Here is a 26,406-nt window from a genome sequence, read left to right as displayed (position 1 = left end):
AATACCTAACAGATTGTTAAATTTGGCAATAATTCACACGCCAATACATTCTTACTGAGCCAACTGCATAGGCATGTTTATTAATGTTATTCTGGTTCTTGCTCATTGCGGTAATTTACATGTTTATCGCTGATAAACTGCAAACTAAACAAGCCATTCGGCATAACTACCCTGTCATCGGCCGTTTTAGGTATATTCTAGAAAAACAAGGCGAGTTTTTTAGACAATACTTTTTTGCCCAAGACCGCGAAGAGCTGCCATTTAATCGCGCCGAACGCAGTTGGGTATATCGCGCCGCTAAAAATGTTGACCGCACCATTGCGTTTGGTTCTACTCAGATCTTAGATAAACCGGGGGCAGTAATGTTCATGAACTCAGCATTCCCCATCAATGATCATGACACCCATAAAACCATCGCTGTCACCATTGGCCCCGATTGTAATCACCCTTACATAACCGAGAAAATTTGCCATATATCAGCAATGAGCTTTGGGGCATTGTCTCGTCCAGCGATTACAGCACTATCCCATGGCGCAGCAAAAGCAGGCTGTTGGCTCAATACTGGCGAGGGAGGATTAAGCCCTTACCATCTAAAAGGTCATTGTGATTTAGTATTTCAAATAGGCACAGCTAAATACGGTGTCCGTAATGCTCAAGGCCATTTAGACGCACAAAAACTCACCGAAATTGCAGCGCATCCTGAAGTCAAAATGTTTGAAATTAAGTTAAGCCAAGGTGCTAAGCCCGGTAAAGGTGGTATTTTACCCGCCATAAAAGTGACTGAAGAAATTGCCATTATTCGCGGGATCCCAGCGGGACAAGACTCAATTAGCCCCAATGGACACATTGAATTAAACAACGTAGCTGACATTGTCGATATGATAAATCAGGTAAGAGGTATTACCGGCAAACCAACAGGAATTAAGGCTGTGTTAGGCGATATGTCTTGGGTAACCGAATTCCTGGATGAAATTGAGCGCCGTGGTATTGAGCATGCACCAGACTTTTTTACCTTAGACAGTTCCGATGGCGGTACAGGCGCAGCGCCACAAGCTCTGATGGATAATGTGGGCTTACCACTACGACAGAGTTTACCGTTACTGGTTGATTTACTGAATGAACGCGGCTTTAAGCAACGCATTAAAATTATTGCTACGGGGAAAATGATCATACCCTCATATGTGGCATGGGCATTAGCCACTGGTGCCGATTTTATTGCTTCCGCCCGTGGAAATATGTTTGCCTTAGGCTGTATTCAATCGCTGCAATGTAACAAAGACACTTGCCCCACTGGCATTACAACTCATAATACACGACTACAAAAAGGCTTAGATCCTAAAGATAAATCGGTACGTGTCGCAAACTATAATCATTTTTTACACTATGATTTAATCATGATCGCACATTCATGCGGCGTAACAGATCCAAGATATTTAACCCGCCACCATGCTCGTATTGTGCAATCGTCTGGGGTCGCAGTCACTCTCGATAAACATTACCGACATATGCAATAGTGTAGGTCATGAACCCCAGTAAATTACAGGGCTCTAGTGCGCGGATTACTTTGCCGAAAATGAGAAAAGGTGTACAATATGTTTGATATTAGTCACAATAAGCAGTCTTAATGTGATTTGAAGAGACGTCAGTCCAGAGGGTTTCGTATTGAATATAAAAACGAATGCAGTAGATCTAAATGCAAAAAGCTTAAGTTTAAGCTGTAAAAACTGTAATCGAATGACAGAAATCGAAGGAGAATTAGTATGCTTTGAACAAGGCAAAATTAAACGTTTAACACTAGACCCTTCTCCAGCGGCACTGATAAAAATGGTGTGTATTAGTTGGCAGAAAAAGTAATCATTTTTAATCAACAGTCGAATTTGTCATTTTAGACATAACTGACTATATCCCGATCTTCTTCCAAGTGCTTTATCGACCAAAAATCCTAATGTTAGCGATTAAAGCCATAATGGCATCCCAAAAGATACACTGATATCAATTCATTAGCATCATAAGTCAGTGCAAATCGATATAACAGCATGAGTTGATTAGAGCGAGTCAAACAACAAAAGTGTGTCCTGCGTGTCATCATTTTGTTTAATTGGCTAGGTTATACAATACTCTTATCGAGATCACTATCCATCGCCTTAGCTAACGTCACGCCACGAGTCGTCACCCTTAAACCAGCACACAAATCGTTGTACACTATTTTAATTGCATCATCAGACATGTTACGCGTTTTTAGCATTGCCATAATAGCAAACCAATCTGTTGTCACTTGATGCCGGGTGCCTTCTAGCGCCGCAATTAACGCAATATTATGCACAAGTCATCTCCATACACGAATCTGCACCTTTAATAAAATCCAGTTGATTGAAAAACAATGTTATCTGAGATAAATAACTCACGAGTAAGGCTATAGATTAACTGCGTTAATCACTATCGTCAAAAAATTCATTAGCCATAAATCTAACAATAGGGTTTTAACACCATTCAGCGCTGTTAAAATGTTCCATTATAGAGTGCTTACGCTATAAAGAGGTTTTTAATTATGCCCCCACTTAACGACTTCGCTGGTGATAATTCTTACTCATGGTAAGAGAATGATAAACCCAAACGCCCGTTTTTACGCCACATCAACATATATACCTAAACGACCTCGAAATGTAGGCTCCAGCATATCAAGAAGTGACCGCGCTCAACGTTCTAGGAATAGGGCTGCTAGAGCGACCTTCGGTCGGCTAGGTACTCGGAATTAGCCGCACAGCATATTCGCATCTAATCCTCTCGCTTTTAGCTGGTATAGAATCTAGCCGCGCTAGCGTACTAGCATCTAATCCTCTCACTTTTAGTTTATATAACGCAGAAACATGTTTATCGACACTTAGCCCTTCGCCAGATTTTCTTGTTCATTTTGAATATGCCAAAGCCGAGCATAAAGCCCCTGTTGAGCTAATAAACTAGTATGAGTGCCATGCTCAACAATATTACCTTTACTCAATACGACTATTTGGTCTGCATCAATAATGGTCGATAAACGATGGGCTACGACTAAACTTGTGTGACCTTTTGCAGCATCTCGCAAGGCACTTAAAATAGCTTGCTCTGAGCGTGAGTCTAATGAAGACGTGGCTTCATCAAACACTAAAATAGGCGCACCTTTCAACACAGCACGAGCAATAGCAACACGTTGTTTTTCGCCGCCGGAAAGCTTTAATCCACGCTCACCGACCTTGGTATTGCCTTTATCTGGCAATGATTCAATAAAGTCGCTCAAATGAGCCAATTTAATCGCCGCGATAATCTCATCACGGGAAGCATCTGCACGGCCATAGCGAATATTCTCATAAATAGAATCGTTAAATAATACCGTATCTTGCGGTACTACTGCGATTGCTCTGCGTAAAGCTTGCTGGCTAAACTGACGCACATCAATACCATCTATAGTGATCGAACCACTGGCAACATCATAAAAGCGAAATAACAATTTAATGATAGTGGATTTACCTGCGCCACTGTCGCCCACTACGGCAATTTTTTTCCCTGCTGGCACCTCAAAACTGACACTTTTTAAAATGGCTCGTTGATCGTAATGAAAGCTCACATCAGTGAACTTTATCGCTCCAATGGTTGGGCTAATTTCTATCGCATCAACCTGATCTAATACTTGTGGTTGTTTGGCTAAAATATCAAACATGCGTTCAATATTGGCTAATGCACCGCGGATCTCACGATAAACAAACCCTAAAAAATTTAACGGAATAAATAACTGCATCATAAACGCATTAATTAATACAAAATCGCCAATAGTCATGGAATCTTGGCTCACTTCGTAGGCCGCCAACCCCATCATGGCAGTCATAGCAACGGCAATAATTAACGCTTGGCCACCATTAAGCGCAAATAACGATAAACGGTTTTTGCGCTTTGCCACTTCCCATTGCTCAAGCGCAGAGTCATATCGTTGCGACTCAAATTCTTCGTTATTAAAATATTTTACGGTTTCATAATTTAATAAGCTATCCACTGAACGAGTATTTGCCAGCGAGTCGGCTCTAGCGGCATCGCGCACATAACCTGTACGCCATTCTGTCGCCACGACGGAATAACCAATGTAGGTCACAACAGAGAAGAAGGTGATCAGCGCAAAACTCGCGCCATAGTTATAAAAGAAAATACCAATAACTAAGACAATTTCAAGCAGTGTTGGAACGATATTAAACACCATAAAGCGCATTAAAAAACTGACACCACTGGTGCCACGTTCAATGTCACGCGACAGGCCGCCGGTACGGCGATCTAAGTGAAAATCAAGATCGAGTCGATGTAAATGTTCAAAAACCGACCGTCCAAGGCGACGAATAGCACGTTCGGTAACCCGACCAAATAAGGTATCGCGTACCTCACCAATAATGACATTGAGCAAGCGAACCGCACCGTAGGCTAACACCAAACCAACAGGGACGGCGATTAGCTGCGTCGCTGATTGTTTATCGAGCGTATCGACTAAGTCTTTAAGGATAAATGGCAATCCAACACTCGCTATTTTAGCAACGATGAGGCAAATCATCGCCAGCAATACTCGCCCTTTAAATTCTAATAAATATGGCCATAACAATCGTAGAACTTGCCAATTTAACGTCCCTACCGGGCCTTCAAAATACGCAGAAGGTCTCATCTTTACTCCAGTTAATTACCGCTGTTATTGGCAGTGTTACGAATGGTAAACATTGATTGTCTTATTATATGCCATTTCCTTATCAGACTTACGTCACATTATAATGGAATGGATATTATCAAATTTTATTGATGTTAACCTTTTTAACGTCAAGTTTAGTAATACTTAAGGCTTACTAAAAATAGATTTTTATTAGTCAAAGATATAATTTTTGGGTTTATTTGTGTTTTTTTGTGCTTTTTTAAGCTAAATAGAGTTATTTCTGTGAGCATAATTTGCTACTCTTCGAGTACAAATAAAGGCCTGTTTGATGATTAACAGACAAAGATTTACTAACTTAAAGGATGCTTTATGTTGGATAACACAAAAATTCAGTACCCTCCATTACAACTAATACAAACATGGGTATGGATGATGATTGAATCTGATAACCCTGAACTGCAAGACAAAGGCCGTAATAATCTTATCTCGGCCTTTGGTAATCTAGCAAAGGCTAATGAATATCTCGTTGAATATACAAAAAAATAAGGCGCTCATTGCGCCTTATTTTTTGAGTGATTTTGCCAAAGACTATGCTTGACGACGGTCTAGTACACTTTGATTTAGGGTCGCTAAAAGCGACTCGGTGTCATCCCAACCGATACAAGCATCTGTAACACTTTGTCCATAACACAATGCACTGCCTTCAATTAAATCTTGGCTTCCTTCGACTAAATGACTTTCAACCATAACCCCAAATATAGCCTGATTACCTTGAGATATTTGACCGGCAACATCCTTTGCTACCACCATCTGTTTTTTATAATTTTTGCTGCTATTGGCATGGCTAAAATCAATCATAATATTATCAACTAATCCTGACTTAGTCAGCTGATTAGCAATCTCTGAAACATGCTCAGCACTATAGTTTGGGGCGCGTCCACCACGAAGAATAATATGACAATCGGGGTTGCCTTTGGTCGATACAATCGCTGAATGACCAAACTTAGTCACCGACAAAAAGTGGTGAGGAGCATTGGCTGCACCTATCGCATCAATAGCCACTTTAATGGTGCCGTCGGTGCCATTTTTAAATCCAACAGGACAAGACAGCCCCGATGATAGCTCTCGGTGTACTTGCGACTCAGTGGTGCGAGCCCCAATAGCGCCCCAACACATCATATCGGCCACATACTGAGGCGTGATCATATCTAAAAACTCACCTGCGGTTGGTATTCCAGAGTCATTTAAATCGACTAATAATTTGCGCGCAGTGCGTAAGCCATCATTTAGTTGAAAACTATTATCCATATACGGATCATTAATTAAGCCTTTCCAGCCCACGGTTGTTCTCGGCTTTTCAAAATACACCCGCATCACGATTTCAAGCTGATCTATATACTGTTCACGTAACTTAACCAAGCGTTGACCATATTCTAAAGCCGCAACAGGATCATGGATTGAACAAGGACCAATCACCACCAACAGACGATCATCTTTACGGGCTAAAATGTTATGAATGCTGTTGCGTGCATTGAAAACGGTTGCTGATGCATTTTCGGTTGCCGGAAATCGCTCTAGAATCGCAATAGGAGGAAGCAATTGTTTTATTTCATCAATACGAATATCGTCAGTTTGGTAATGCATAGTGGTTACAGCTCCGGCAAAACATTTTATTTATCTGATCCATTAAAAGGTAAATCAGATGATACGATTCATTAAAAATGATCAAAAACCATCGAAAAAAATGAACATGAATCTCCAATTTAACCAGTATCTATCGACAAATCAATCAAGTATTATTCATCGATACCGATAACAGATGCTATAGCAAGTCACGGGCAATACGGTAATAGGAAGTAATAGCGAATGAGACACAGTACCCCGATGTAAACTGAGTATTAAATAAGCCTATTTATAGATTTTTAGTAACCAATCACACTGCCAATCACACTGCCAATCAGCAGTATTATGAAAAGACACACTCATGATATTAATATGCTTTACCTTGGTTATTAACCTCATTCAACTCAACACAAACAAGATGAACCATTTAATATTCAGCTCGTTATCCAGAAGGTAATCACTGATTGAAAAACTAAAAACACCCATTACATTCAGCAAGTTACCATGGACATCAACCCCTCAGTGGCCGCTTCCATTGAGCCTAACGAAGGTTAACACCCATTAGTCGAATTTAACTCGTTGAGTGACAGTGGAACATGGGTTCAGGGCATCGGAAGATTTAGTTTATGCCGATAATATTAAATGACTATTTGATACCCAAAACTTGATTGAATATCAAAAATAGCGGGTTCTGCTTATCAAGCATTAACTTCCATATTGAATAAATTAACGATCTTAATGCTTTGTCTTTTTTAGGGTTTCAAAACTGAAAACAATACTTAGTCGATATGTTTAACGATTTGAGCAATGCCAATCCTCATATTAGTGAAATCACTGATCACAAAGCCAAGTGGTGAGGTTATTTAATCGTTACGTACATGAAATTATATTAGAAAAACAGATATTTGAATATTATCGCCATAAACTAAAATTAAAGCTCGACCCCCTTACCCCCGAGCAAAATCGCATTGTTCAACCCTGCCCAACCAACATTGTCTGTCATCAACCCATCATGACTAATCGAGTTAATAATGCCATTACGTCACCCAAGCAGTCATATCGCGACCTAAAAATACTCGAACTCGCATAACAAAAATAATGTTCAGCCACATCATTAAGCCCCTAAAAAGCATTAGTTCTGCTTCATTGCTTGCAGCTTAATTTGGTAGCGTTGTTTATTATTGGTGTCACTGAGTGCCAATGCACGTTTAAGATTTTTCTCAGCGAGTCGCTCCTCACCCGTTGCCCAATAAGCCCTAGACAAACCAAAATAAAACTCGTGCCGATAATCCGCTTTCTCAACAGCGCGCTTATACCATACGAGTGCATCTTGATATTGCTTATCAAAATACGCTTGTTGGGCCATGTCAAAATAATAAAATGGATTATTAATTCTCGCTAACTCAAGTACTTTATGCACTTCACGCCATTCCTCTAAACGACCTTGTTCACCTAAAATTAACGCTAAGTTATACAGTGTCGACAGATCTTGATCGTTAACGTGTAACGCCGAGCGGTAGACATTTTCAGCCTCATCCTCATAGCCCTTATGTCGATAGATAACCGCCAGTGTATTAATCGCAGCAACAAATTGAGGGTCTAGCTGAATGCTTTTTTTAACTAACGCATAAGCCAAATCGTAATCGGCTTTCACCAACGCTTCGGCGGCGATATTGTTATAGAACATTGCCGTTAATTGATGCTTATTGACTCTTTTTTTATGGTAAGCACGAACAGAGCGTTCAGGCAAAAAGTCCACTAGCATTTCAGATCTGCTAAATAGCACAATGTTGCTATTAACCGGAGGTAACAAACTTAAATTCACATGACCGTTAACTAAATAGAAACCACCGCGCCTATCCCAAATAGGTTCAACATCAATATCATGAAATTCAACCGGCACATTTAATACATCCGCTAACGCAGCCGACAATACAACTAAAGACATGCAGTTACCTTGGCGGCTGAGTACCGTTTCAGCGGCTGTGCGGGTAAAATGGTCTCGATATTCAAAGCCACCATTTTGTGCACCGATATACTGAGCCAACCACTCATTGGCCATCACACCTTGGCTACGGATAGTATTATCGGCTTGAAATTGTCGCCTGAGTTGTGTCACAAAATTTTCTGGCAATCGATAAATATCGTCAACAGTCACAACGTCAACAGGTGTGAACAGTTCATCATGAAACAAGTTATCAATATCAATTTTGTTGACCGACGACGGGGCTGATTGGCAGGCACTCAAACTAAAAAATAAAAACAAAAACAAGATATTAACCCACGCAGGTAATAAGTCATCACCATAATACGGGGGATCAACCTCTATTCCTTTTGAGTGATAAGTGAACATAATTCAGCCCTTAGATAGAAATAAGCTATCTAAAAGTATAGTCAACAGATGACCTCTCGGTCAAAAAGAACCGTCACAAGGTTGTAACGACTTATTAACCAACCGCTATTGGGATAATAAACGCTTATCAAACAGCTGAAGTATTCGAACTCTACCCTCTTTGCCCCCTTTATTAATCCCAGTGGGATTAACTATTGAGATGGGCCATCACTCATAGGCGGATCAATTTGTATATAAACGGGTTTATCTTGGTATTGGTAGGGACGATAAGATTGCAGGCCACAGCTAAAGTGGTCAAAGGGTAACGTCACGGCGACACAACCCAGGGGTAAGGATTGCAAAATGTTAATTTGCTCTTGCTGCCTTAACAATTCTTGCCATTGATGCTGTTGTGACACCAAATCGCGAACCGCAAATGCATCAAAGGCTTGTGATGACGGACGCACCACAACGGTGCCAGAGTAGCTATTGGCACTTAATAACACGACTCCAGCTAACAGACAAATCATCCATGGCTTCATTAATAATGTCATCACTCTTGTTATCCCAAAATGGCTATCTCATAACGCTAGCACATTGTCTCAGCTTCCCCAACAAAGCTTGATAACCTCTTTATTCTGGTGCATAAAAAAACAGAATCCTAATGTTAGGATTCTGTTCCAGGGTTATGTTTTATAATACGAATAAAGCGTATTAATCACTTAACCAGCGGTTTTAACACTAACAAACTCAGGGTAAGCATCTACACCACAGTCAGAAGCATCCATCCCGTTATACTCTTCTTCTTCTGTTACGCGGATACCCATGGTCATTTTAATCACAAACCAAACAACAAGAGATGCTGAGAATACCCAAGCGAAGATAATCGCGGCCCCGTATAGCTGGCTACCAAAACTCGCGTCTGCATTTGATAATGGCACCAGCATTAATCCTAGGAAACCAGCAACACCGTGCACCGAGATAGCACCAACAGGGTCGTCAATTTTAACACGGTCAAAAGCGATAACCGAGAAGATAACAACAGCACCAGCAACCAAGCCAATCACACCTGCCATTAACAATGACGGCGATAATGGGTCAGCGGTAATCGCCACTAACCCGGCTAACGCACCGTTTAAAATCATGGTCAAGTCTGCTTTACCCCATACCACTTTACACACGATAAGTGCTGAGATGGCACCAAATGCAGCAGCGGAGTTGGTGTTGACAAAGATTTTAGCAACTGCACTGGCGTTTTCTGCATCTGAAACTAACAGTTGCGAGCCACCGTTAAAGCCAAACCAACCCATCCATAAAATAAACATACCTAAGGTAGCCATAGGCAAGTTTGAACCAGGGATTGGATGAATTTGACCATCTTCACCGTATTTACCTTTACGAGCGCCAAGCAGCAACACACCAGAGATGGCTGCGGCAGCACCCGCCATATGCACAATGCCACTACCAGCAAAATCAACAAAGCCAGCTTCAGAGAGAAAGCCACCGCCCCATGTCCAATACCCTTCAACAGGATAAATAACCGCGGTCATTACCACTGAAAAAGTAAGGAATGACCACAGCTTCATCCGCTCAGCAACCGCACCAGACACAATTGACATTGCTGTGGCAACAAACACCACTTGGAAGAAAAAGTCAGATTCAAGAGCATGATCCGCACCTTCAGCTTGCGTGCCTATTAGTGAGCCAAAAGAAGGAATAAAGCCACCTTCAACATTATTTACATACATAATGTTATAGCCAACTAATAGAAACATGACACACGCAATGGAGTATAAGCACACGTTTTTAGTTAAAATTTCAGTGGTGTTTTTTGAGCGAACTAAGCCAGCTTCTAACATGGCAAAACCCGCTGCCATCCACATCACAAATGCGCCTGAAATAAGAAAATAAAATGTATCTAGTGCAAAACGTAATTCAGTTACCGTCAGCCCTAATTGAGTTAATTCTTCCATCACCGCCCCCTTATAATGCTTCGTTATCAAGTTCACCCGTACGGATACGGATCGCTTGTTCTAAATCAGTTACAAATATTTTACCATCACCAATTTTGCCGGTATGAGCGGCACTGGTAATCGCTTCAATAAGCATGTCCAAGTTTTCATCCTTGGTGGCAATTTCTAATTTTACTTTTGGTAAAAAGTCTACTTGATACTCTGCCCCACGATAAAGTTCTGTGTGACCCTTTTGACGTCCAAAGCCTTTTACCTCAGTTACAGTCATACCCTCAATGCCCATGCCTGCAATAGCTTCACGGACATCATCCAATTTAAATGGCTTGATGATAGCGCTGACGAGTTTCATCTCGACCTCCAAAAGTGTGAAAAAAAATGGTTGTTGTTTTGTTGTTGAATGAGTTAATTCAATCATTAGGCCACTTTTTCAACAGTCTGTTATATATGGTTTTTATTTTATTTTGTATTTTATTTGTTAACAGAACAGCACCAATCGAGTGCACAGAAAACAGCGCCGCATTGTTTTGGTGCAACTATTACCCCACCATTAATGGCACATAACAGCAATCGATTGATCTGCGACTTCTACGCCAAACACATAAAAAAACAGCCCTCAAATGAGGGCTGTTTGCTATATTGCTTCTGGTTTTACATGAGGTGAGTGTTAATGCTCACCGTAAAACTTATTAGTAAGTCGCTTCACGCTTTTTAGCTTCTTCTTTCCACTGAGGAACCAGTGTTTTCTTAAACTCAGCTTTTTCAGCATTCATGGTTTTCATGTTCATACCTAAAGCGGCTTGTGCTTTTGCTTTAGTTGAAGTGTCAGGGTATGCAATAGGTTGCTTAACACCTTTAGCACCTAGTAGCTGAGCCAATTTAACACGAGCATCAGCCGCTTTATCCAATGAAGTACCTAAAATACGTAATACTTCAGCAGGAGCATGAGTTGATGCACCATGAGAAGCAGTTGCGTAATCCCAACGCCATTGTGAATGACGAATATCCATTAGGATTGGCTTCATTTCAACTTCAGTTGCACCAGCATCCCACGCAGCTTTAGCTTCAAAGTGAGCTTTAACTAATTGAGTTTCAACACGTGCTTTTAAGTCTTGTGCTTTCTTTTTGCTTTCATTAACTTGCTTTACCATAAACTCTTTGCTTTGACTGTGACAAGTTGCACAGGTTTCTTCAAAGCGATCAAATGGGTTACCCACTTTATGGTCTGTAAATTTGCGGCCTTTGTCGTTAGTCACTTTAGGCATATGACAATCAATACAACTCACGTTATTTTGACCGTGCACGCCCATTTTCCAAGTTTCATAACCAGGATGTTGTGCTTTTAGCATAGGAGTTTTAGACACAGCATGGGTCCAATCAGAGAATTCCATGCTGTCGTAATACACTTCCATTTGCTCAACAGTCGTCCCCATATCCCAAGGGAATTTAACGAAACCAGGACGTTCTGCGGTTTTCTCGAAATAGTATTCTACGTGACATTGAGCACATACCATTGATTGCTTGTCTTTACGAGAAGCTTTATCAAATGGCGTATTCAATGTATCCATTGCGCGAGCCGCAAATGGACGTGACATGCGTAACTTTGAAGAACCTTTTTCATGACAATCGCCACAACCAAGCACATTGACTATTTCTGGACCGCCTTTAGCCCACTTACCACTGAAATAACCATCTTCACCTTGCTCTTCAATCACCCGAGGTACATCAGGGCTTTTACAGCTCCAACACGCCATTGGCATTGGACCATCTTGAGCATTTTTTGGCGCACCGGTACGTAATGAGTTAGTTACGTCAGTAACCGCATACATATGACCACGTGGTGCATTGTAATCTTTAGCGAAGCCGTAACCTGCCCATAATACAACTAGGCTAGGTACTTTTTCTAACATATCAACAACTTCTTTGCTTTCCTCAGTAGCATGCCAGCTGTCATATTGCTTTGAAAATTTATCTTTATAAACCTCATTACGCGGTTCGGTTTTATCACTCGCCATTGCGCCTGCAGCCATAAAACTGGCTGCAATCACTGCACCCAGTGCAATTGATTTTACATTCATCTTCATCACCCTTTATCTCCGTGTTACATTATATTTAATTTAATAATCACGACATCTCCAAGGTCAAAGTTAGCTATTTAATTCAACTTTAAATATACCCCTTATGGGGTATAGCGATGAAAGTTTGCGCCAGATCAACATGTAAACAGGATGTATTTCACAGTTTTGTAAACTTGTTAATGTTATCAACCCATACCTAATGTAGAACACACTATTGGACACGATATAAAACAATACTTTTGGCTTATTTTTAATCACTAATCACTATCAACAACAGGATTTTATGTTTACTCGTGGCAGCCTTACCTCCACCATTTTAAGCTTAATGCTTATGTTAATTTTGTTGTCATCAAGCTTAGCGGTATTTTCTATCGTCAATTTAACCTTCAGTTTAGGCGATGCCAAAGGGATTAATGCCTCGGGATCACTGCGAATGCAAAGTTACCGGCTCTTGTTGTATACCAATGCGGGCAGTCATAATACCGATAAAAAAATTACTGAATTTGAAAACACACTTAACTCTGAAGCACTTAAACGTTCCTTTGCTTGGTATAGCCCTGAAGAACTCAGAAACCAATACTTGGTGGTTATCGACAAGTGGCAAGTAATGAAGGTCTATATAGAACAAGGGAATACACAGCTTTACTCTAATTCATTGACCGACTTTGTCGACACCATTAACACCTTAGTATTTAAGATGGAACAGTTCGCGGCCTTTAAACTTAAGCTATTGGTTATTGGACAGATTATCGGCTTATCTATTTTGTTAGTTATCGCTTTCTTTGCTGTAGTGTTCACTCGTAAACGCGTTGTTAAACCGTTGCAATTATTAATGGACAGCGCCGCAACGATTTCTAAAGGTAACTTCAACGTTGAAATGCCTAAAACGGGTTATATTGAGCTGACGGCTCTAGGTAACGCATTGCAGAAAACGGCGGCTGAATTAGCCAGCTTATATGAGGATTTAGAAGACCAAGTAACGGAGAAAACCTTGGCATTAACCCGAGCAAATAACGAGTTAAAGTTTTTATACGACAACCTCGTAATGCTACATGCCGATAAACTTGACTATAAAGCATTGCAATCTGCAATCAACCAACTCAAATATTATGAAGACTTAACCTATCTCAGATTAATCGTTGAACATGATGACGGCTCTGAAGATGTCATTGAAGCAGAAGGCGGTTGGCCGAAAGAGTTGCAAGCTGAATCGGTACATTTTCCGCTATTGATAGAAAAGACACAGTTGGGCTATTTAGATGTCATTTCTAACCGACCATTAAACCAATTATTGTTTGAAAACTTTGCCATGATGTTAACGCGCTCCATTACCATCCATAATGCAAGTGAGCAACGCCAACAACTGGCGCTATTAGAAGAGCGAGCGGTCATCGCAAGGGAATTACATGATTCTATTGGGCAATTATTATCATTTTTGAAAATTCAAGTCAGTTTATTACGTAAAAGCCTTGGTAATAGTTGTCGTAGCCCTGAAGTAGAAAGCCAGTTGATGGAAATCAATGAAGGTGTCAGTACTGCTTATGTACAATTACGTGAGCTGTTATCCACCTTTAGGTTAACCATTAAAGAGCCTAATTTAAGTCAAGCGATTGAAGTTATGTTGGATCAATTACGTCATCAAACCAATATCGATATCCAGTTGAACTACACACTATCCGCACATTTACTTGAAGCTAAACAACACATTCATATCTTGCAATTAATTCGTGAAGCGACATTAAATGCAATAAAACACGCAAAGCCTGCCCATATAGTGGTAGATTGTCAGTTGACTGAGAATGGCATGATTACTATTTCAATTTGTGATGATGGTATTGGCGTGACACATTTAGCAGAACGAGACCAACATTTTGGTATTGGTATCATGCATGAACGCGCCAACAAACTGAATGGTATCGTTTCGTTCAATAGTAATCCGCTTGGCGGCACTACTGTCACGCTGAGTTTCCCCCCTCAACAGGAGCCTTTAAATGGGTAAGCCGTATTCCGTACTTGTTGTCGATGATCATCCATTATTACGTCGTGGTATTTGCCAATTAATCACCTCCGACAGCGACTTTTCGCTTTTTGGTGAAACAGGCACAGGCATAGAAGCTCTTACAGCCGTAGCCGAAAATGAACCCGATATTATTTTGCTCGATTTGAATATGAAAGGCATGTCTGGCCTTGATACTCTTAACGCTATGCGTCAAGAGGGAGTGACAGCAAGAATTGTCATTTTAACCGTATCCGATGCAAAACAAGATGTCATTCGATTATTGCGCGCGGGTGCTGATGGTTATTTGCTCAAAGACACTGAGCCTGATTTACTATTAGAGCAACTTAAAAAAGCCATGCTGGGTCACAGAGTCATTAGTGATGAAGTCGAGGCTTATATTTATGAGTTAAAAAACACCATTGACGATAATAGCTGGATAGAAAACTTAACCCCTCGTGAATTGCAAATATTACAGGAACTAGCCGAAGGTAAAAGTAATCGAATGATCTCTGATGATTTACACATCAGCGAAGGGACGGTCAAAGTTCACGTGAAGAATTTACTGCGTAAAGCGAATGCGAAATCACGCACTGAAATGGCTGTACGCTACCTTAATAATTAGCGCGTTAACAACCAAGTTCATACTCAACAAGGCCACTTCAATGTGGTTTTGTTATTATTTATCGTTAATAAACGCTAACCAACTTTGCAGTACTGACTCAAAGTCTTCCAAACCACAATAAGACTCAGACTCGGCATCATATAAGTTCATAGCATCTTCGAGTTGGTATTTTTCATCAAAATCAATCACATTGGCAAAAACTCTAACCTGCTCAGTGTCGATGTCGATGGTTAAATCCCCACTGATATCTCGCCAATGAGTGAGAGTCCCTTTTTTAATGGCCGCTATTTGGCTAAGAATATAATTAGCTTTGCGATTATCATCACCGAGTTGTTCAGCAAACCATCGGCCTAGCACCTCGTGATCCATACTAAATTCAGCAAAGAAATTGCCTTCTAGGCGGTTACGACGAAACTGATATTCCATACTAGTACTCTTTTATTAGCATTTTTTCTATTTTAACCGATGATTGGCCACTCTGCTGATCGTTAACTGATTAAATCGTGTATTTGATGGTTAAATGCTCGATAAATAAAGAGTTTCATTCTACAAGCTCGTTTAAAACTTGGGCATGATTAAAAAGTAGCGTAAATTATTGCGATAGTGATCACATGGAGTCTCTGATAATGAATAATGGTTTTATATACAGTTTGTTGCTTACAGGGCCAAATGCTGGCCAGTCACTTACCATTGAACAAATAGCACAATGGCAGCCCACTGATGGGCTTTTGTGGCTACATCTTCGCTATCGTGAACCTAAAGCTCGTCAATGGCTCCTCAACTCTGGCTTGGATAGAGTTGAGATGGATACCCTACTAGCAACCGATACTCGTCCACGAGTATTAAGCTCAGAAAAAGGTATATTACTAGCATTGCGTGGGGTTAATTTAAACCCCGGGTCCGATCCTGAAGACATGGTTGCGGTGAGGATTTACGCAGAAGAATACAAAATCATTTCGACCTGCGAGCGTCAATTACAATCGGTGATTGATGTTGCTGATGAGATCACTCAAGGCAAAGGCCCTATTGATAGTGCGGCGTTTATTATGGCCATTTGTGAGCGGCTGACGCAGCGTAAAGTGGAGTTTATTGGCAAGCTTGAAGAACAGCTTGATGAATTAGAAGAACGGGTTGTCACTCAAGTGAACAAAACCTTGCGTACCGACATTGCTGAGCTGCGCAGGCAAACGGTTGTGTTAAGACGCTACTTAGCACCTCAGCGTGAAGCATTTTATCGTATGCTACAAGAAGCCAGTGAACTGTTTGACCATAATGACAAAGTCCGCTTACGAGAAATTCACGAAACCCTGATTCGGGTCATTGAAGACCTTGATGCGATACGAGATCGTGCCAGTGTCACCCAAGAAGAACTGCAATCGCAACAATCAGAACAAGTGAACCAAAGACTGTATTTTTTATCGTTGATTTCGGCGGTGTTTTTACCATTAGGGTTTTTAACTGGGTTATTGGGCGTCAATATTGGCGGCATTCCAGGGGCTGAATCTAACTGGGCTTTTGCTGCATTCTGTGGCGGGTTGTTTGCGCTGATTGGCTTGCAAATGTACTTATTCTACCGCTTGAAATGGCTATGATCAGTGAGTCATCGCCCTTTTTATTCATAACGCGCCACGGAACCGCAATGAAGCACTCGCGGGATGAGGCCAGGTGATCGTTATAAGATGATCGACAAGGTGGGCAGCAAGCTAATGGCAATACCATTATTAGCTCGGTATAGCGAATGTAGCAAACCACCTAAGGTTGAGTCATGTCAAAAGGCTAAGTGAATCATTTATCCTGAGCCAAGATCAAAGGTTAAACACACTACATTGTAAACAAAAAAAGGACGCCGGAGCGTCCTTTTTGATATCCATATTTCAATCACTGAGTGACGGTAACATAGATGATATTATTTGGTTTCTGTTGCTGCAGGCATTTTTTCTACTGAGATTAATTCAACTTCAAAAACCAGTGTTGAATTAGCAGGAATAGTGCCCGTATCACGTTCGCCATAAGCTAATTCTGATGGGATAACAAACTTATACTTAGCGCCTACAGGCATTAACTGTAAACCTTCAGTCCAACCAGGGATAACACGGTTTAGTGGGAATTTAGCCGTTTCGCCGCGAGCATAAGAGCTATCAAACTCGGTACCATCGACTAATGTACCACGGTAGTGCACTTCAACAGAGTCTTCTGCTGCAGGTTTGTCGCCGCTACCGGCTTCTAATACTTCATACTGCAAACCAGATTCAGTTGTGGTCACACCTTCTTTAGCTTTGTTGTCTTCTAAGAACTTTTTGCCTTCAGCAATCGATTTAGCGGCTAACGTTTCTGCTTGCTCTAAACGCTTGTCGTTTAATTTTTTGTCTAGGTTTTCTAATACAGTCTTCATTTCTTCTTCAGTTAACTGCATTTCTTCGCCTAAGCCATCGCTAAAGCCTTTAATCACCATGGTGCGGTCAACAGCAAAACCTAATTCTTCTTGCTCTTTAATGTGGCCCGACATGTATTTACCGATTGAACCACCAACACTATATGCTTCTTTCTGAACATCAGTTGTTAGCTCAACTTTCTTTTGGGCAACGTCTTGTGGTTGATTACACGCAGTAAGGCCTACAACGGCTAATGCAACTAACGATAATTTGTAAATAGATTTCATTAAAGCTTCCTCAGCATCCTTTAGTGGTTACAATAACCTTAATACATTCAATCAATGAGATGTTTAAGTGGTCATGTTTATTTGCCACTCTATACTAGTTAAAACGGTTATACCATTGGGCAAACCTTATATGACAATGTTTAGGACAACAATTCAAGGAGCAAGTTCATGATACGCGTTCCAATGCTGCTTTTTTGGTCAATATTTGTCCTAACAGGTCTATTAACGGCATGCCAGCCTCCAGCCACCAAAGTACAGGTGATTACTACCGATGCCAGTTACAGTGCAAGCCTATCTAATGATGCCAGTATTGCCCTGGTTAGTACGGCTCACAACGGTGTACAAGTATGGGATCTCACCACCTCAACCCTGTCCTATCAGTGGCTGCAAGGTCAGCAGAAAAATACCAGTAACGTCATTGAGACCGCAATATCGGCTAATAACCTCTATGCCGCGACAATCAGCAGTCACTCGCTGGCAATATGGCGATTAACCGATGGGTCTTCCGTGGGATGGTGGTCGTTACCCTCTTATGCACAAAGCGTCGCCATAGCCAATACAGGCCAAACACTTGTTGGTTTAGTCGATGGCTCAGTGATGTCATTGTCACCAGAAAAAGCGCGCCTAATCCAATTTTTGGGCCATCAAGAAAAAGTCAATAGTGTCTCCATTAGTGCCGATGGTAATAAGGCACTCAGTGGCGGTAATGACGGTAAAGTGCTTCTTTGGCAAGCCCAAACGGGTCAACCAATCCAGCAATGGCAGTTAACCTCTCGTATCACTAAAGTGGTGATTAATGATTCTGGAACACTCAGCTTTGCCAGCGATATCACAGGTAATGCAACGCTATGGCAATCGGGTACAGGTAAACCAATCAGTCATCTGGATATTAACCGACGCCAAATGACCTTTTCAACTGCTCGCTTTGTTAATCATGACCAGCAATTACTGACAGGCACGCCATCAAGAGAAATTTTTTTATGGCAAATTAACTCAGGCAAGCGACTTTCACGTTGGCAAGTTCAGCTGAGTAAAAACACCCAAAACAAAGGCGCTGTAGTATACTCTGCCGCAATGATAGCACCAGGATCAATAGTCAGCATTAGCAGCCAAGGTCTCGTTGAGTATTGGCAGCATTAATTAATCAATAAGAGGTCAACATGGATCGCGTTTTACAAAAGATTGATGATCTTGAAATGAGATTATCATTTCAAGACATCACCATTGAAGAGTTAAACCAAGAAGTGATAAAACTCAATGCACTGGTTGCCAGACAGCAACAGCAAATGCTATTAATGGTTAATAAACTACATGCTATTGAGCCCAGTAATATGGCGTCTCAGGTAGATGAAACACCGCCACCGCATTACTAAAGCCTTGCTGCGAAGCGGCATAACTCAGGCTAGCATAACTCAGGCTAATAGATGGCTATCATCTTAAGCTGATGTTGAGCCAATGTGGCATAGACAGTCATCAAACCGAGTGGATCATAAGTAAGTATGAATGACCTATTTGCAAGTAATAACGATCTTAAACGATAGATTAATGCAGCTCGTCGTTAAACGCGAACAACAAGGATAGCCGTCACCTATGCAGCTAAAGCCATTACTCAGCATTGCTACCACAGGCGAAGAAATACTGACTCAAATTGCTGAGCCCGTGACGGTTTTTGACCAAGCATTACACACTTTAGCCGACAGCATGCTCAGCACTATGCAAAATGCAAACGGGGTCGGTATTGCGGCAACGCAAGTGTTCAGTCGCGCGGCGATGTTCATCATGGCATCAAATCCAAACGAACGTTATCCCGATGCGCCCTTAATGGCCCCAACTGTGGTAATAAATCCTCAAATTTTATCGGCGTCTACCGCAACAGAAGCGGGTATAGAAGGCTGCTTGTCGATTCCAGGTCAGCGGTTATCTATTTGGCGACATAGTGAAATTGAGGTTCAATATCAATCACTTGATGGCCAGTTATATCAACAAACATTAACGGGTTTTGTGGCGCGTATTTTTCAACATGAATATGACCACTTACAAGGCATTACCTTACTTGAACGGGTCAACCTTATCGCAACGCAGGTACAGGTGACACAATGTTAAGAACATTCTGTGCTTGGTTGATCCTCTGTTTTGGCCTGTCCGGTTGCGCCTTTAACAGTGTCTTTGTTAATTATCCGTCGCAAATAGCGTCATACAAGCAGCAACTCAGTAGCGAGACGCCAACCGCAAACATCACCGATTTGGCCGGCAATATTAGTGGCAATGATGGCTTACTTTATGCCCAAGAATCTGGACGTATTATGCAAATAGCGGGTGACTTTACCCGCAGTAAGACTTATTACCAGCAAGCCATAGACGCCTATCAAGTCTTTGACGATAAAGCCACTGTCAGTGCCAGTAAACTCGGCGCAGGGGCCAGCAGTATTTTATTAAATGATAATGCCATACCTTATCGAGGTCCGGGATATGAGCGCATCATGCTGCATCAATATCAGGCGCTTAATTATTTATTCAGTGGCGATGCTCAAGGAGCATTAGTGGAAGTTCGTCGCAGCAATGAACTGCAAAGCATGGAACAAGCTCGCTATCAACAATCTCAAAAGTCAGTGCAAGATATGGCTAATGGCACTATTAATTCGCAAATGGCGCAATTAAGTAAGGACGCTGGCAGTGTCACCAGCTCGTTTCTTAACGCCTACAGTTATTACACCACCGGGTTATTACACGAACTCGCTAGCGAACCTAACGACGCGTTTATTGATTATCGAAAAGCAGCCCAAATCACCCCAGATAATGTCTTTTTACAACAAGATTTAGTCCGTTTAGCCAAACAACTGAATATGCCTCAATACGATGAATTTAAACGTCGCTGGGGAGATGCTGTCTTACCGACACCGGAGCAAGGACAAGTCGTATTTATTGTTGAACGTGATTTTGTACCAGAAAAACAAAGTATTACAGTACCGTTCCCCATCAACGGTAATTTACAATCCGCCTCATTAGCGACTTATCAAGCGCAACGTCAGTTAGTCAATAACAGCCAAATTCAAGGTTTAGGTGCGCCACTAACCGCTCAAACTATTGCTAACATTGATGCTTTAGCCATTAATGCGTTAAAAGAAGATTTACCCGCGGCTCTGTTTCGCCAAGCCGCAAGAGTTTATGCTAAATACCAAATGAACCGAAGTGTCCAAAGCAGTGGTCAAGGTGGCAATAATCCAATTGACGCCGGCGCCATTGTGATGCAACTTTTTAATGTAATAACCGAACAGGCCGATCGCAGAAGCTGGTTAACCTTGCCACGCCAAGCACAAATCGCCAGACAATTTATTGATGCCGGCAACTATAATATTCGCTTAAATAACAGCCAAAGTGTAAAAATAGAGGTAAAACCACAGCGATCAACATTAATTTGGGTCATCGAGACTGGCAATCGTACCCGTTTTTATTCGATAATCATCTGATGGACGATAATCGTTTATCAACTGTCACTCATCACCAATGGAATTTATTATGAAAAATTTGAAACTGATATTTGTATTAGCTGCAGTGATGGCACTTTCCGCCTGCCAATCAAAAGTAGAGTATGGTGACGCCACTGAAGTCGAAACCGTCAATGAAAACTTTGGCTCAACCGATCTGCAAAACATTGCCGCTAAGATGGTCGACAGTATGATGGCATTCCCTCCTGTGGTGGTGATGACACAAAGTAACCGCCCAATTGTGTTTGTGGATAAAATCAAAAACAAAACCTCTGAGCATATCGATACAGAATCAGTGACCGACACCATTAGCAACAAGTTATTACGCTCTGGTAAGTTCCGCTTTATTGATATGACTAAGGTTGATACCGTACGTAAACAACTTGATTATCAAAACAATGCTGGCATGGTAGACCCATCAACTGCGATTAAATTTGGTCGCCAAATTGGCGCGCAGTATATGCTTTATGGCAACTTATCGAGCATCGTTAAACAAGATGGCAGCACCAAAGACGTATATTACAAAATGACCATGCGCTTAATGGATCTTGAAACAGGCCTCATTGAATGGTCAGATGAAAAAGAAATTCGTAAAGTAAAATCAAAGTCATTTTTAGGCTTGTAAAACGCCACCACATAGCACTAAAGCCGACATTGTTGTCGGCTTTTTCATACATTTAATAATAAGTTAGGAACACTAACGTGAAATTGTTATCCACCCAATTGTTTCGTTCACTAGTCATCAAAACCAGTCTCATCGCATTATGTTGTGCCAGCGTTATCAGCTGCAGCAGTTCACCGACTACCTCATCATTACAACGGAATGGTTCGGCCTACATCAGCCAAGGGCAGGCACAAGCCAGATCCAGCCTAGTATCGAATGTACAATATGAACTAACCTTCTTTTTAAGTGAACACAGCCAATTCAGTGCCAAATCCATAGCCCACTTTGACTTAAGCAGCGTACCTAAATTACTCACACTCGATCTCAATAAAGTCAATATTAAGCAGTTTTTTATTAACGGTATTAAGGTCTATCCTAATTACAATGGTGCTTATATTACCCTTAATCAAAGCTTATTGAATGAAGGTAGTAACACTATTGAAGTTGAGTTTACCCGTGAACACAGCACCAATGGCGAAGGCCTACATCGTTTTGTCGACCCAGTAGATGATAAAGTTTACTTGTACTCACATTTTGAACCGGCCGCGGCACAACAAATGTTTGCAGTATTTGATCAACCGGATCTTAAAGCCAGTTATCAAATTAATGTGCATGCTCCAAAAGACTGGCAAGTGATCAGCGCCATGCGCGAAGCCAGTGTGGTTGACCAAGGCGACAGCAACTTATGGACTTTCCCTGCTACGCCCAAATTAAGCCCATATAACTTCTCTATGCATGCCGGCCCGTACCATGTGTGGGAAGACAATTCAGGCCGTTACCCCATGCGCCTGTTTTCACGTCAATCTGTTGCTAACCAAGTTACCCCACAAGATTGGTTTACCTACACCAAGCAAGGTTTAGACTTTTTTGACCGCTATTTTGGCATTGCCTATCCGTTTAAAAAATACGATCAAGTATTAGTGCCAGACTTTCTCTATGGTGCGATGGAAAACGCCGGCGCGATTACCTTTTCTGAAGACCGTTTCTTATTTAATGCCAAAATGACGGGTGAGCAAAAAGAACGTTTAGCTGGCGTTATCATGCACGAAATGGCCCATCAATGGTTTGGCGATCTAGTGACCATGAAATGGTGGAATGGCTTATGGTTAAATGAAAGCTTTGCTTCTTTTATGGGCACGCTGGCAACGAGTGAAGCCACCGAATTTAGTCATGCATGGCGCACCTTCTACGCCTCTGGTAAACAAGCCGCTTACCATCAAGACAGCTTAGTGACCACTCACCCCATTGAAGTGCCCGTGGCCACCAGCCAAAATGCCTTTGATAACATTGATGCCATTACGTATCAAAAAGGCGCATCGACCATCAAACAATTGCGTCATTTACTCGGTGAAGAAACCTTCCGCCGTGGTGTGAGCCAATATTTACAACAGTACAGTTACCAAAATGCTGAGCTCAATGACTTTATCAACAGTCTAGCCAAGGCCAGTGGCCGCGATCTGCGTCAGTGGACTCAAGAATGGTTGTATGCCGCTGGCGTCAATACCATCAAGGCGCAATACACTTGCCAAGACAAGCAAATTGACTCGTTTGCTTTAGTGCAGACCGCTGATAATAGCCAACACCCCACACTGCGCGAACAACGGGTGCAAATTGGATTATTTACTCAAAATAGATATGGCCTAGAAAAACAACAATCAATTGCCGTTACGTACAAAGGCGCCTACACCGAAGTAGAGCCATTAATTGGCGAGGCTTGCCCAGATTTGGTCTATCCAAACTATCAAGACTGGGGATTTGTGAAAGTGGAACTAGACTCTAGTTCGTTTAGCACGGCCAAACAGTCTCTAGGCCAAGTGAGCGATCCGCTATTACGTTCTATGTTGTGGCAAAGTATGTGGGACAGCGTAATTGATGGTAAGACATCACTGGATCAGTTCATCAATATCGCATTAATTAATGCCCCACTGGAAAAAGACTACACTATTTTAGGTCAAGTACTTGGCAATCTGCAGCGAGCCAAAAACTACCTTGATCTCATGGCTCCAATGCATGGGAGTTACAACAGCAGAATATCAAAAGCATTAAGCCAAATGAGTCTGCGTATGAGCATGGAAAGCTACCGCAATCGCGACTTCCAACGCCGTTGGTTCGATGCTTACATTAGTTTATCTAGCCATGGTGATGCGTTAAAACATATTCAATCTTTACTGCAAAGTAAGAGCCATATTAAAGGTCTAAACATAGATCAAGACATACGCTGGGCAATGATCAGACAGTTAAACCGTTATGATTATGGCGACGCTAAGGCGTTACTCGCCCAGGAAAAACATCTTGATCAATCTGACTCAGGTGAAAAAGCGGCGATTGCAGCTGAAGTGATCCGCCCGCAGTCATCGCTTAAACGTCAGTGGTTAAACACCATTGAAAATAATGACAACATGCCTTTCTCTAAAATTCGTATCGCGATGAACAATCTCTACCCTGCAGAACAAAAACTATTCAGTGCCGCAACCGCAGATCAACGCTTTGCCAACTTGGCATTAATGGACGACAAAGGCCCAGTATTTATGCGCAGTTTTGCTGCGCAATTAATTCCGACAGATTGTAGTTCAGTGAACATTGATGCGATTAGCTACGCCTTAGATACGCAAACGGGCTTATCGCAATTAGCGAGACGCGCGCTACTCGAAACCCGCCAACAAGAGCAGCGCTGCATAAAGATAAAACAAACGTTAAAGTAATCCGTTTTTAACGATTTATCCCCTCTCTTATTCAGAGTTGAGAGTAAAGTCACTATTGCCAACTTATTGTCCTTTTCAATGGCGAATAATTTGCCTTAAACCCAAAAAAGCGCTGATAAACATCAGCGCTTTTTTTACTTTGATTAGATGAACTTAGCTCTCAACTCATAGTTATTATCTTTATCTCTTAGCTCTTAGCACATTTATTTGACCATGATGTTTGACAACACATCAGTCATCATCCTTATTGCAAGCCACTAATTACGCACGCGAAAGCTCATCATCACAGGAGCATGATCGGTACTGTCACGATCCCGATCATAGTCAGGCCGAACCAGATGTCGGTCAAAGGTTTGATAATCAATGACATGAGCAAGGTTTTGCTGCTGAGTAGGATTAAACTCACTCGACACTAATATGTAGTCCAGTACAGATCCACTGTTGCCATAATAATGAGTCGGCTGTCTGGCAGGATGGGGTTGCTCATCCACTAATGTGCTTGATTCAAACTCATCTTGGGCCAACGTCGCATTACACTTGGTTGCAGCAATAAACAACTCATAGCTGTCAAACAAACTGCTTTGGTGTAATTCTGCCATCAATGACGTTTCGCCTAGCTTAGCCAGCCCGGGGTCTTCAATGTCACTGCGATACACTCGCAATTGATGATTAAACGCGGCTAAGAGTTCACTGCCCATGGTGTCATTAAAGTCACCCATTAACATGAAAGGTTGCTGACTTTGTTGTCGTCTCATCAGCATTTGATGGCACAACAATGCAGATTCACTGCCTCGCTGTAAACTCGATGCCCAGCGCCCAAGCACTTGCCTTGCAACAAAATCTGCACCGCCATGTAAACCACTGTCATTGATATCGTCACGACTCACGCCACTTCGTTTAGACTTAAGATGAATAACATAACAATCACATGGACCAAAAATCGGTAATTGTATGGTTGCTCTGAGCGGTTTACGACTAAAACTAAATGACTCTGCTAAGCCTAACTGGCTCACCCATTGCTTATCTGGGGTGACATTGACGGAATCGATAATAGGATACTTTGATGCAATAGCCACCACAGGACTGCGATACACATAGTCACTGACCACTTCAGGTAAATCTAACGCCACAAAATGCTCATAACCCAGCGACTGAGTCAGTTTGGCTAAGGCGTCAGGACTAAAAACCTCTTGAAAAGCAATAATATCAGGTTGATTTTGGTTAATAAAATCACTTAACCAAGCACACTTTTTTTGCCACTGTTTATCGCTATAGATATTTTCAAAGTCGTAGAAAGCATGAGGCGGTTCAATAAAATTAAATAAATTGATGCTTACCACACTGAATGTAAGCCCGGGTGATGGAGCGGATGATGTGCTGTTTACTTGCAAAATATGTTGTTCCCAGTAAAACCTTCATTAAGGGTACTGGCAACATTCTGATTTGTCGAATATAACGGCATTCATTTGGTGAATAGCCACAAAAACTAAATAAACTAAGAAATAAATGAACCTAAATTAACTCGCTTGCGTAATGCATGAACAGATAAACCGTTAGATAACACCTGATGTAATAACACCTAATGCACTAATATTTGATGCACTAAATCCCCAAT

Annotated in this window: 23 protein-coding genes; 12 read left to right on the top strand and 11 right to left on the bottom strand. The window is 41.6% G+C overall.

From position 1 onward, the window contains the following. Positions 1 to 83 precede the first annotated feature (83 nt). Both AAEY93_RS09510 and AAEY93_RS09505 read left to right on the top strand, forming a co-directional pair. Positions 84 to 1,514, top strand: coding sequence for an FMN-binding glutamate synthase family protein (locus AAEY93_RS09510; RefSeq protein WP_351076382.1), 1,431 nt, complete (start codon positions 84 to 86; stop codon positions 1,512 to 1,514). A 148-nt stretch (positions 1,515 to 1,662) separates the two neighbouring features. Continuing rightward, positions 1,663 to 1,854: a hypothetical protein gene (locus tag AAEY93_RS09505; RefSeq protein WP_101034238.1), complete on the top strand. Its 192-nt coding sequence runs from the start codon at positions 1,663 to 1,665 to the stop codon at positions 1,852 to 1,854. Positions 1,855 to 2,107: 253 nt separating this feature from the next. Here AAEY93_RS09505 and AAEY93_RS09500 read toward each other — a convergent pair whose 3' ends face one another. Then, a complete protein-coding gene (locus AAEY93_RS09500; RefSeq protein WP_101034237.1) occupies positions 2,108 to 2,323 on the bottom strand; it encodes a hypothetical protein in 216 nt (71 codons plus the stop codon). Positions 2,324 to 2,881: 558 nt separating this feature from the next. Next, a complete protein-coding gene (locus tag AAEY93_RS09495) occupies positions 2,882 to 4,675 on the bottom strand; it encodes an ABCB family ABC transporter ATP-binding protein/permease (RefSeq protein ID WP_101034236.1) in 1,794 nt (597 codons plus the stop codon). Between the two features lie 351 nt (positions 4,676 to 5,026). On the opposite strand from AAEY93_RS09495, the gene AAEY93_RS09490 reads away from it, so the two are divergent. Continuing rightward, positions 5,027 to 5,203 (top strand): hypothetical protein, encoded by a 177-nt coding sequence (locus AAEY93_RS09490; RefSeq protein ID WP_101034235.1) that lies wholly within the window; start codon positions 5,027 to 5,029, stop codon positions 5,201 to 5,203. A gap of 42 nt (positions 5,204 to 5,245) precedes the next feature. Here the strand turns inward: AAEY93_RS09490 and aroG are convergent, their stop codons facing one another. The 6 genes from aroG to nrfA form a co-directional block, all read right to left on the bottom strand. Beyond that, positions 5,246 to 6,301 carry a 3-deoxy-7-phosphoheptulonate synthase AroG gene (gene aroG, locus AAEY93_RS09485; RefSeq protein ID WP_351076377.1) on the bottom strand — a complete coding sequence of 352 codons (1,056 nt, stop codon included), beginning with the start codon at positions 6,299 to 6,301 and terminating at the stop codon, positions 5,246 to 5,248. 1,111 nt (positions 6,302 to 7,412) lie between these two features. Next, positions 7,413 to 8,633, bottom strand: coding sequence for a tetratricopeptide repeat protein (locus AAEY93_RS09480; protein WP_124012414.1), 1,221 nt, complete (start codon positions 8,631 to 8,633; stop codon positions 7,413 to 7,415). Between the two features lie 191 nt (positions 8,634 to 8,824). Continuing rightward, a complete protein-coding gene (locus tag AAEY93_RS09475; protein WP_233768651.1) occupies positions 8,825 to 9,166 on the bottom strand; it encodes a hypothetical protein in 342 nt (113 codons plus the stop codon). A 168-nt stretch (positions 9,167 to 9,334) separates the two neighbouring features. Next, positions 9,335 to 10,585 (bottom strand): ammonium transporter AmtB, encoded by a 1,251-nt coding sequence (locus AAEY93_RS09470; protein WP_124693468.1) that lies wholly within the window; start codon positions 10,583 to 10,585, stop codon positions 9,335 to 9,337. A gap of 10 nt (positions 10,586 to 10,595) precedes the next feature. Then, entirely contained in the window at positions 10,596 to 10,934 is a 339-nt protein-coding gene (gene glnK / locus AAEY93_RS09465) for a P-II family nitrogen regulator (RefSeq protein WP_011636110.1), read from the bottom strand. Positions 10,935 to 11,271: 337 nt separating this feature from the next. After that, positions 11,272 to 12,660, bottom strand: coding sequence for an ammonia-forming nitrite reductase cytochrome c552 subunit (gene nrfA / locus AAEY93_RS09460; protein WP_206191826.1), 1,389 nt, complete (start codon positions 12,658 to 12,660; stop codon positions 11,272 to 11,274). A gap of 283 nt (positions 12,661 to 12,943) precedes the next feature. Here nrfA and narQ point away from each other — a divergent pair, with 283 nt between their 5' ends. Then, entirely contained in the window at positions 12,944 to 14,659 is a 1,716-nt protein-coding gene (narQ, locus tag AAEY93_RS09455) for a nitrate/nitrite two-component system sensor histidine kinase NarQ (protein WP_351076372.1), read from the top strand. Further along, positions 14,652 to 15,281, top strand: a complete 630-nt coding sequence (locus tag AAEY93_RS09450; RefSeq protein WP_101034229.1) for a response regulator — start codon at positions 14,652 to 14,654, stop codon at positions 15,279 to 15,281. Before narQ ends, AAEY93_RS09450 begins: the two co-directional genes overlap by 8 nt. A 54-nt stretch (positions 15,282 to 15,335) precedes the next feature. Here the strand turns inward: AAEY93_RS09450 and AAEY93_RS09445 are convergent, their stop codons facing one another. After that, positions 15,336 to 15,707: a YacL family protein gene (locus tag AAEY93_RS09445; RefSeq protein ID WP_101034228.1), complete on the bottom strand. Its 372-nt coding sequence runs from the start codon at positions 15,705 to 15,707 to the stop codon at positions 15,336 to 15,338. A 200-nt stretch (positions 15,708 to 15,907) separates the two neighbouring features. On the opposite strand from AAEY93_RS09445, the gene AAEY93_RS09440 reads away from it, so the two are divergent. Next, positions 15,908 to 16,873, top strand: a complete 966-nt coding sequence (locus AAEY93_RS09440; protein WP_351076368.1) for a zinc transporter ZntB — start codon at positions 15,908 to 15,910, stop codon at positions 16,871 to 16,873. Positions 16,874 to 17,187: 314 nt separating this feature from the next. Here AAEY93_RS09440 and fkpA read toward each other — a convergent pair whose 3' ends face one another. Then, complete coding sequence (fkpA, locus tag AAEY93_RS09435; RefSeq protein ID WP_335686835.1) at positions 17,188 to 17,940, bottom strand: FKBP-type peptidyl-prolyl cis-trans isomerase; 753 nt, start codon at positions 17,938 to 17,940, stop codon at positions 17,188 to 17,190. Between the two features lie 168 nt (positions 17,941 to 18,108). Between fkpA and AAEY93_RS09430 the strand changes: the two genes are divergently transcribed. The 6 genes from AAEY93_RS09430 to pepN all read left to right on the top strand — a co-directional run bounded on the left by AAEY93_RS09430 (position 18,109) and on the right by pepN (position 24,791). Continuing rightward, positions 18,109 to 19,080 (top strand): WD40 repeat domain-containing protein, encoded by a 972-nt coding sequence (locus AAEY93_RS09430; protein ID WP_351076366.1) that lies wholly within the window; start codon positions 18,109 to 18,111, stop codon positions 19,078 to 19,080. Positions 19,081 to 19,100: 20 nt separating this feature from the next. Further along, entirely contained in the window at positions 19,101 to 19,313 is a 213-nt protein-coding gene (locus AAEY93_RS09425; RefSeq protein WP_101034224.1) for a SlyX family protein, read from the top strand. 217 nt (positions 19,314 to 19,530) lie between these two features. Further along, a complete protein-coding gene (gene def, locus AAEY93_RS09420; RefSeq protein ID WP_124012420.1) occupies positions 19,531 to 20,043 on the top strand; it encodes a peptide deformylase in 513 nt (170 codons plus the stop codon). After that, positions 20,037 to 21,407: a COG3014 family protein gene (locus AAEY93_RS09415; protein ID WP_124012421.1), complete on the top strand. Its 1,371-nt coding sequence runs from the start codon at positions 20,037 to 20,039 to the stop codon at positions 21,405 to 21,407. Before def ends, AAEY93_RS09415 begins: the two co-directional genes overlap by 7 nt. A gap of 49 nt (positions 21,408 to 21,456) precedes the next feature. After that, on the top strand, positions 21,457 to 22,050 hold the full coding sequence (lpoB, locus tag AAEY93_RS09410) for a penicillin-binding protein activator LpoB (protein ID WP_198554786.1): 594 nt from the start codon (positions 21,457 to 21,459) through the stop codon (positions 22,048 to 22,050). A 77-nt stretch (positions 22,051 to 22,127) separates the two neighbouring features. Further along, positions 22,128 to 24,791, top strand: coding sequence for an aminopeptidase N (gene pepN, locus AAEY93_RS09405; RefSeq protein WP_124012422.1), 2,664 nt, complete (start codon positions 22,128 to 22,130; stop codon positions 24,789 to 24,791). Positions 24,792 to 25,048: 257 nt separating this feature from the next. Here the strand turns inward: pepN and AAEY93_RS09400 are convergent, their stop codons facing one another. Further along, positions 25,049 to 26,182: an endonuclease/exonuclease/phosphatase family protein gene (locus tag AAEY93_RS09400; protein WP_124012423.1), complete on the bottom strand. Its 1,134-nt coding sequence runs from the start codon at positions 26,180 to 26,182 to the stop codon at positions 25,049 to 25,051. Between the last annotated feature and the right edge of the window lie 224 nt (positions 26,183 to 26,406).

Origin of the sequence: Shewanella sp. CAL98-MNA-CIBAN-0140 (genome assembly GCF_040309905.1) — a bacterium.
GTDB classification, from domain to species: domain Bacteria; phylum Pseudomonadota; class Gammaproteobacteria; order Enterobacterales; family Shewanellaceae; genus Shewanella; species Shewanella psychromarinicola.
The sequence above is the reverse complement of the archived record's forward strand: the minus strand, read 5'-3'. Positions and strand labels throughout refer to the sequence as shown.

Coding starts and splice junctions, on each gene's coding strand:
- AAEY93_RS09495 (WP_101034236.1), bottom strand. CDS start 4,675: ATGAGACCTTCTGCGTATTTTGAAGGCCCGGTAGGGACGTTAAATTGG.
- AAEY93_RS09440 (WP_351076368.1), top strand. CDS start 15,908: ATGAATAATGGTTTTATATACAGTTTGTTGCTTACAGGGCCAAATGCT.
- glnK (WP_011636110.1), bottom strand. CDS start 10,934: ATGAAACTCGTCAGCGCTATCATCAAGCCATTTAAATTGGATGATGTC.
- nrfA (WP_206191826.1), bottom strand. CDS start 12,660: ATGAATGTAAAATCAATTGCACTGGGTGCAGTGATTGCAGCCAGTTTT.
- AAEY93_RS09450 (WP_101034229.1), top strand. CDS start 14,652: ATGGGTAAGCCGTATTCCGTACTTGTTGTCGATGATCATCCATTATTA.
- fkpA (WP_335686835.1), bottom strand. CDS start 17,940: ATGAAATCTATTTACAAATTATCGTTAGTTGCATTAGCCGTTGTAGGC.
- narQ (WP_351076372.1), top strand. CDS start 12,944: ATGTTTACTCGTGGCAGCCTTACCTCCACCATTTTAAGCTTAATGCTT.
- AAEY93_RS09415 (WP_124012421.1), top strand. CDS start 20,037: ATGTTAAGAACATTCTGTGCTTGGTTGATCCTCTGTTTTGGCCTGTCC.
- AAEY93_RS09470 (WP_124693468.1), bottom strand. CDS start 10,585: ATGGAAGAATTAACTCAATTAGGGCTGACGGTAACTGAATTACGTTTT.
- AAEY93_RS09445 (WP_101034228.1), bottom strand. CDS start 15,707: ATGGAATATCAGTTTCGTCGTAACCGCCTAGAAGGCAATTTCTTTGCT.
- AAEY93_RS09480 (WP_124012414.1), bottom strand. CDS start 8,633: ATGTTCACTTATCACTCAAAAGGAATAGAGGTTGATCCCCCGTATTAT.
- AAEY93_RS09510 (WP_351076382.1), top strand. CDS start 84: ATGTTATTCTGGTTCTTGCTCATTGCGGTAATTTACATGTTTATCGCT.
- AAEY93_RS09430 (WP_351076366.1), top strand. CDS start 18,109: ATGATACGCGTTCCAATGCTGCTTTTTTGGTCAATATTTGTCCTAACA.
- AAEY93_RS09475 (WP_233768651.1), bottom strand. CDS start 9,166: ATGACATTATTAATGAAGCCATGGATGATTTGTCTGTTAGCTGGAGTC.
- lpoB (WP_198554786.1), top strand. CDS start 21,457: ATGAAAAATTTGAAACTGATATTTGTATTAGCTGCAGTGATGGCACTT.
- aroG (WP_351076377.1), bottom strand. CDS start 6,301: ATGCATTACCAAACTGACGATATTCGTATTGATGAAATAAAACAATTG.
- AAEY93_RS09425 (WP_101034224.1), top strand. CDS start 19,101: ATGGATCGCGTTTTACAAAAGATTGATGATCTTGAAATGAGATTATCA.
- def (WP_124012420.1), top strand. CDS start 19,531: ATGCAGCTAAAGCCATTACTCAGCATTGCTACCACAGGCGAAGAAATA.
- AAEY93_RS09490 (WP_101034235.1), top strand. CDS start 5,027: ATGTTGGATAACACAAAAATTCAGTACCCTCCATTACAACTAATACAA.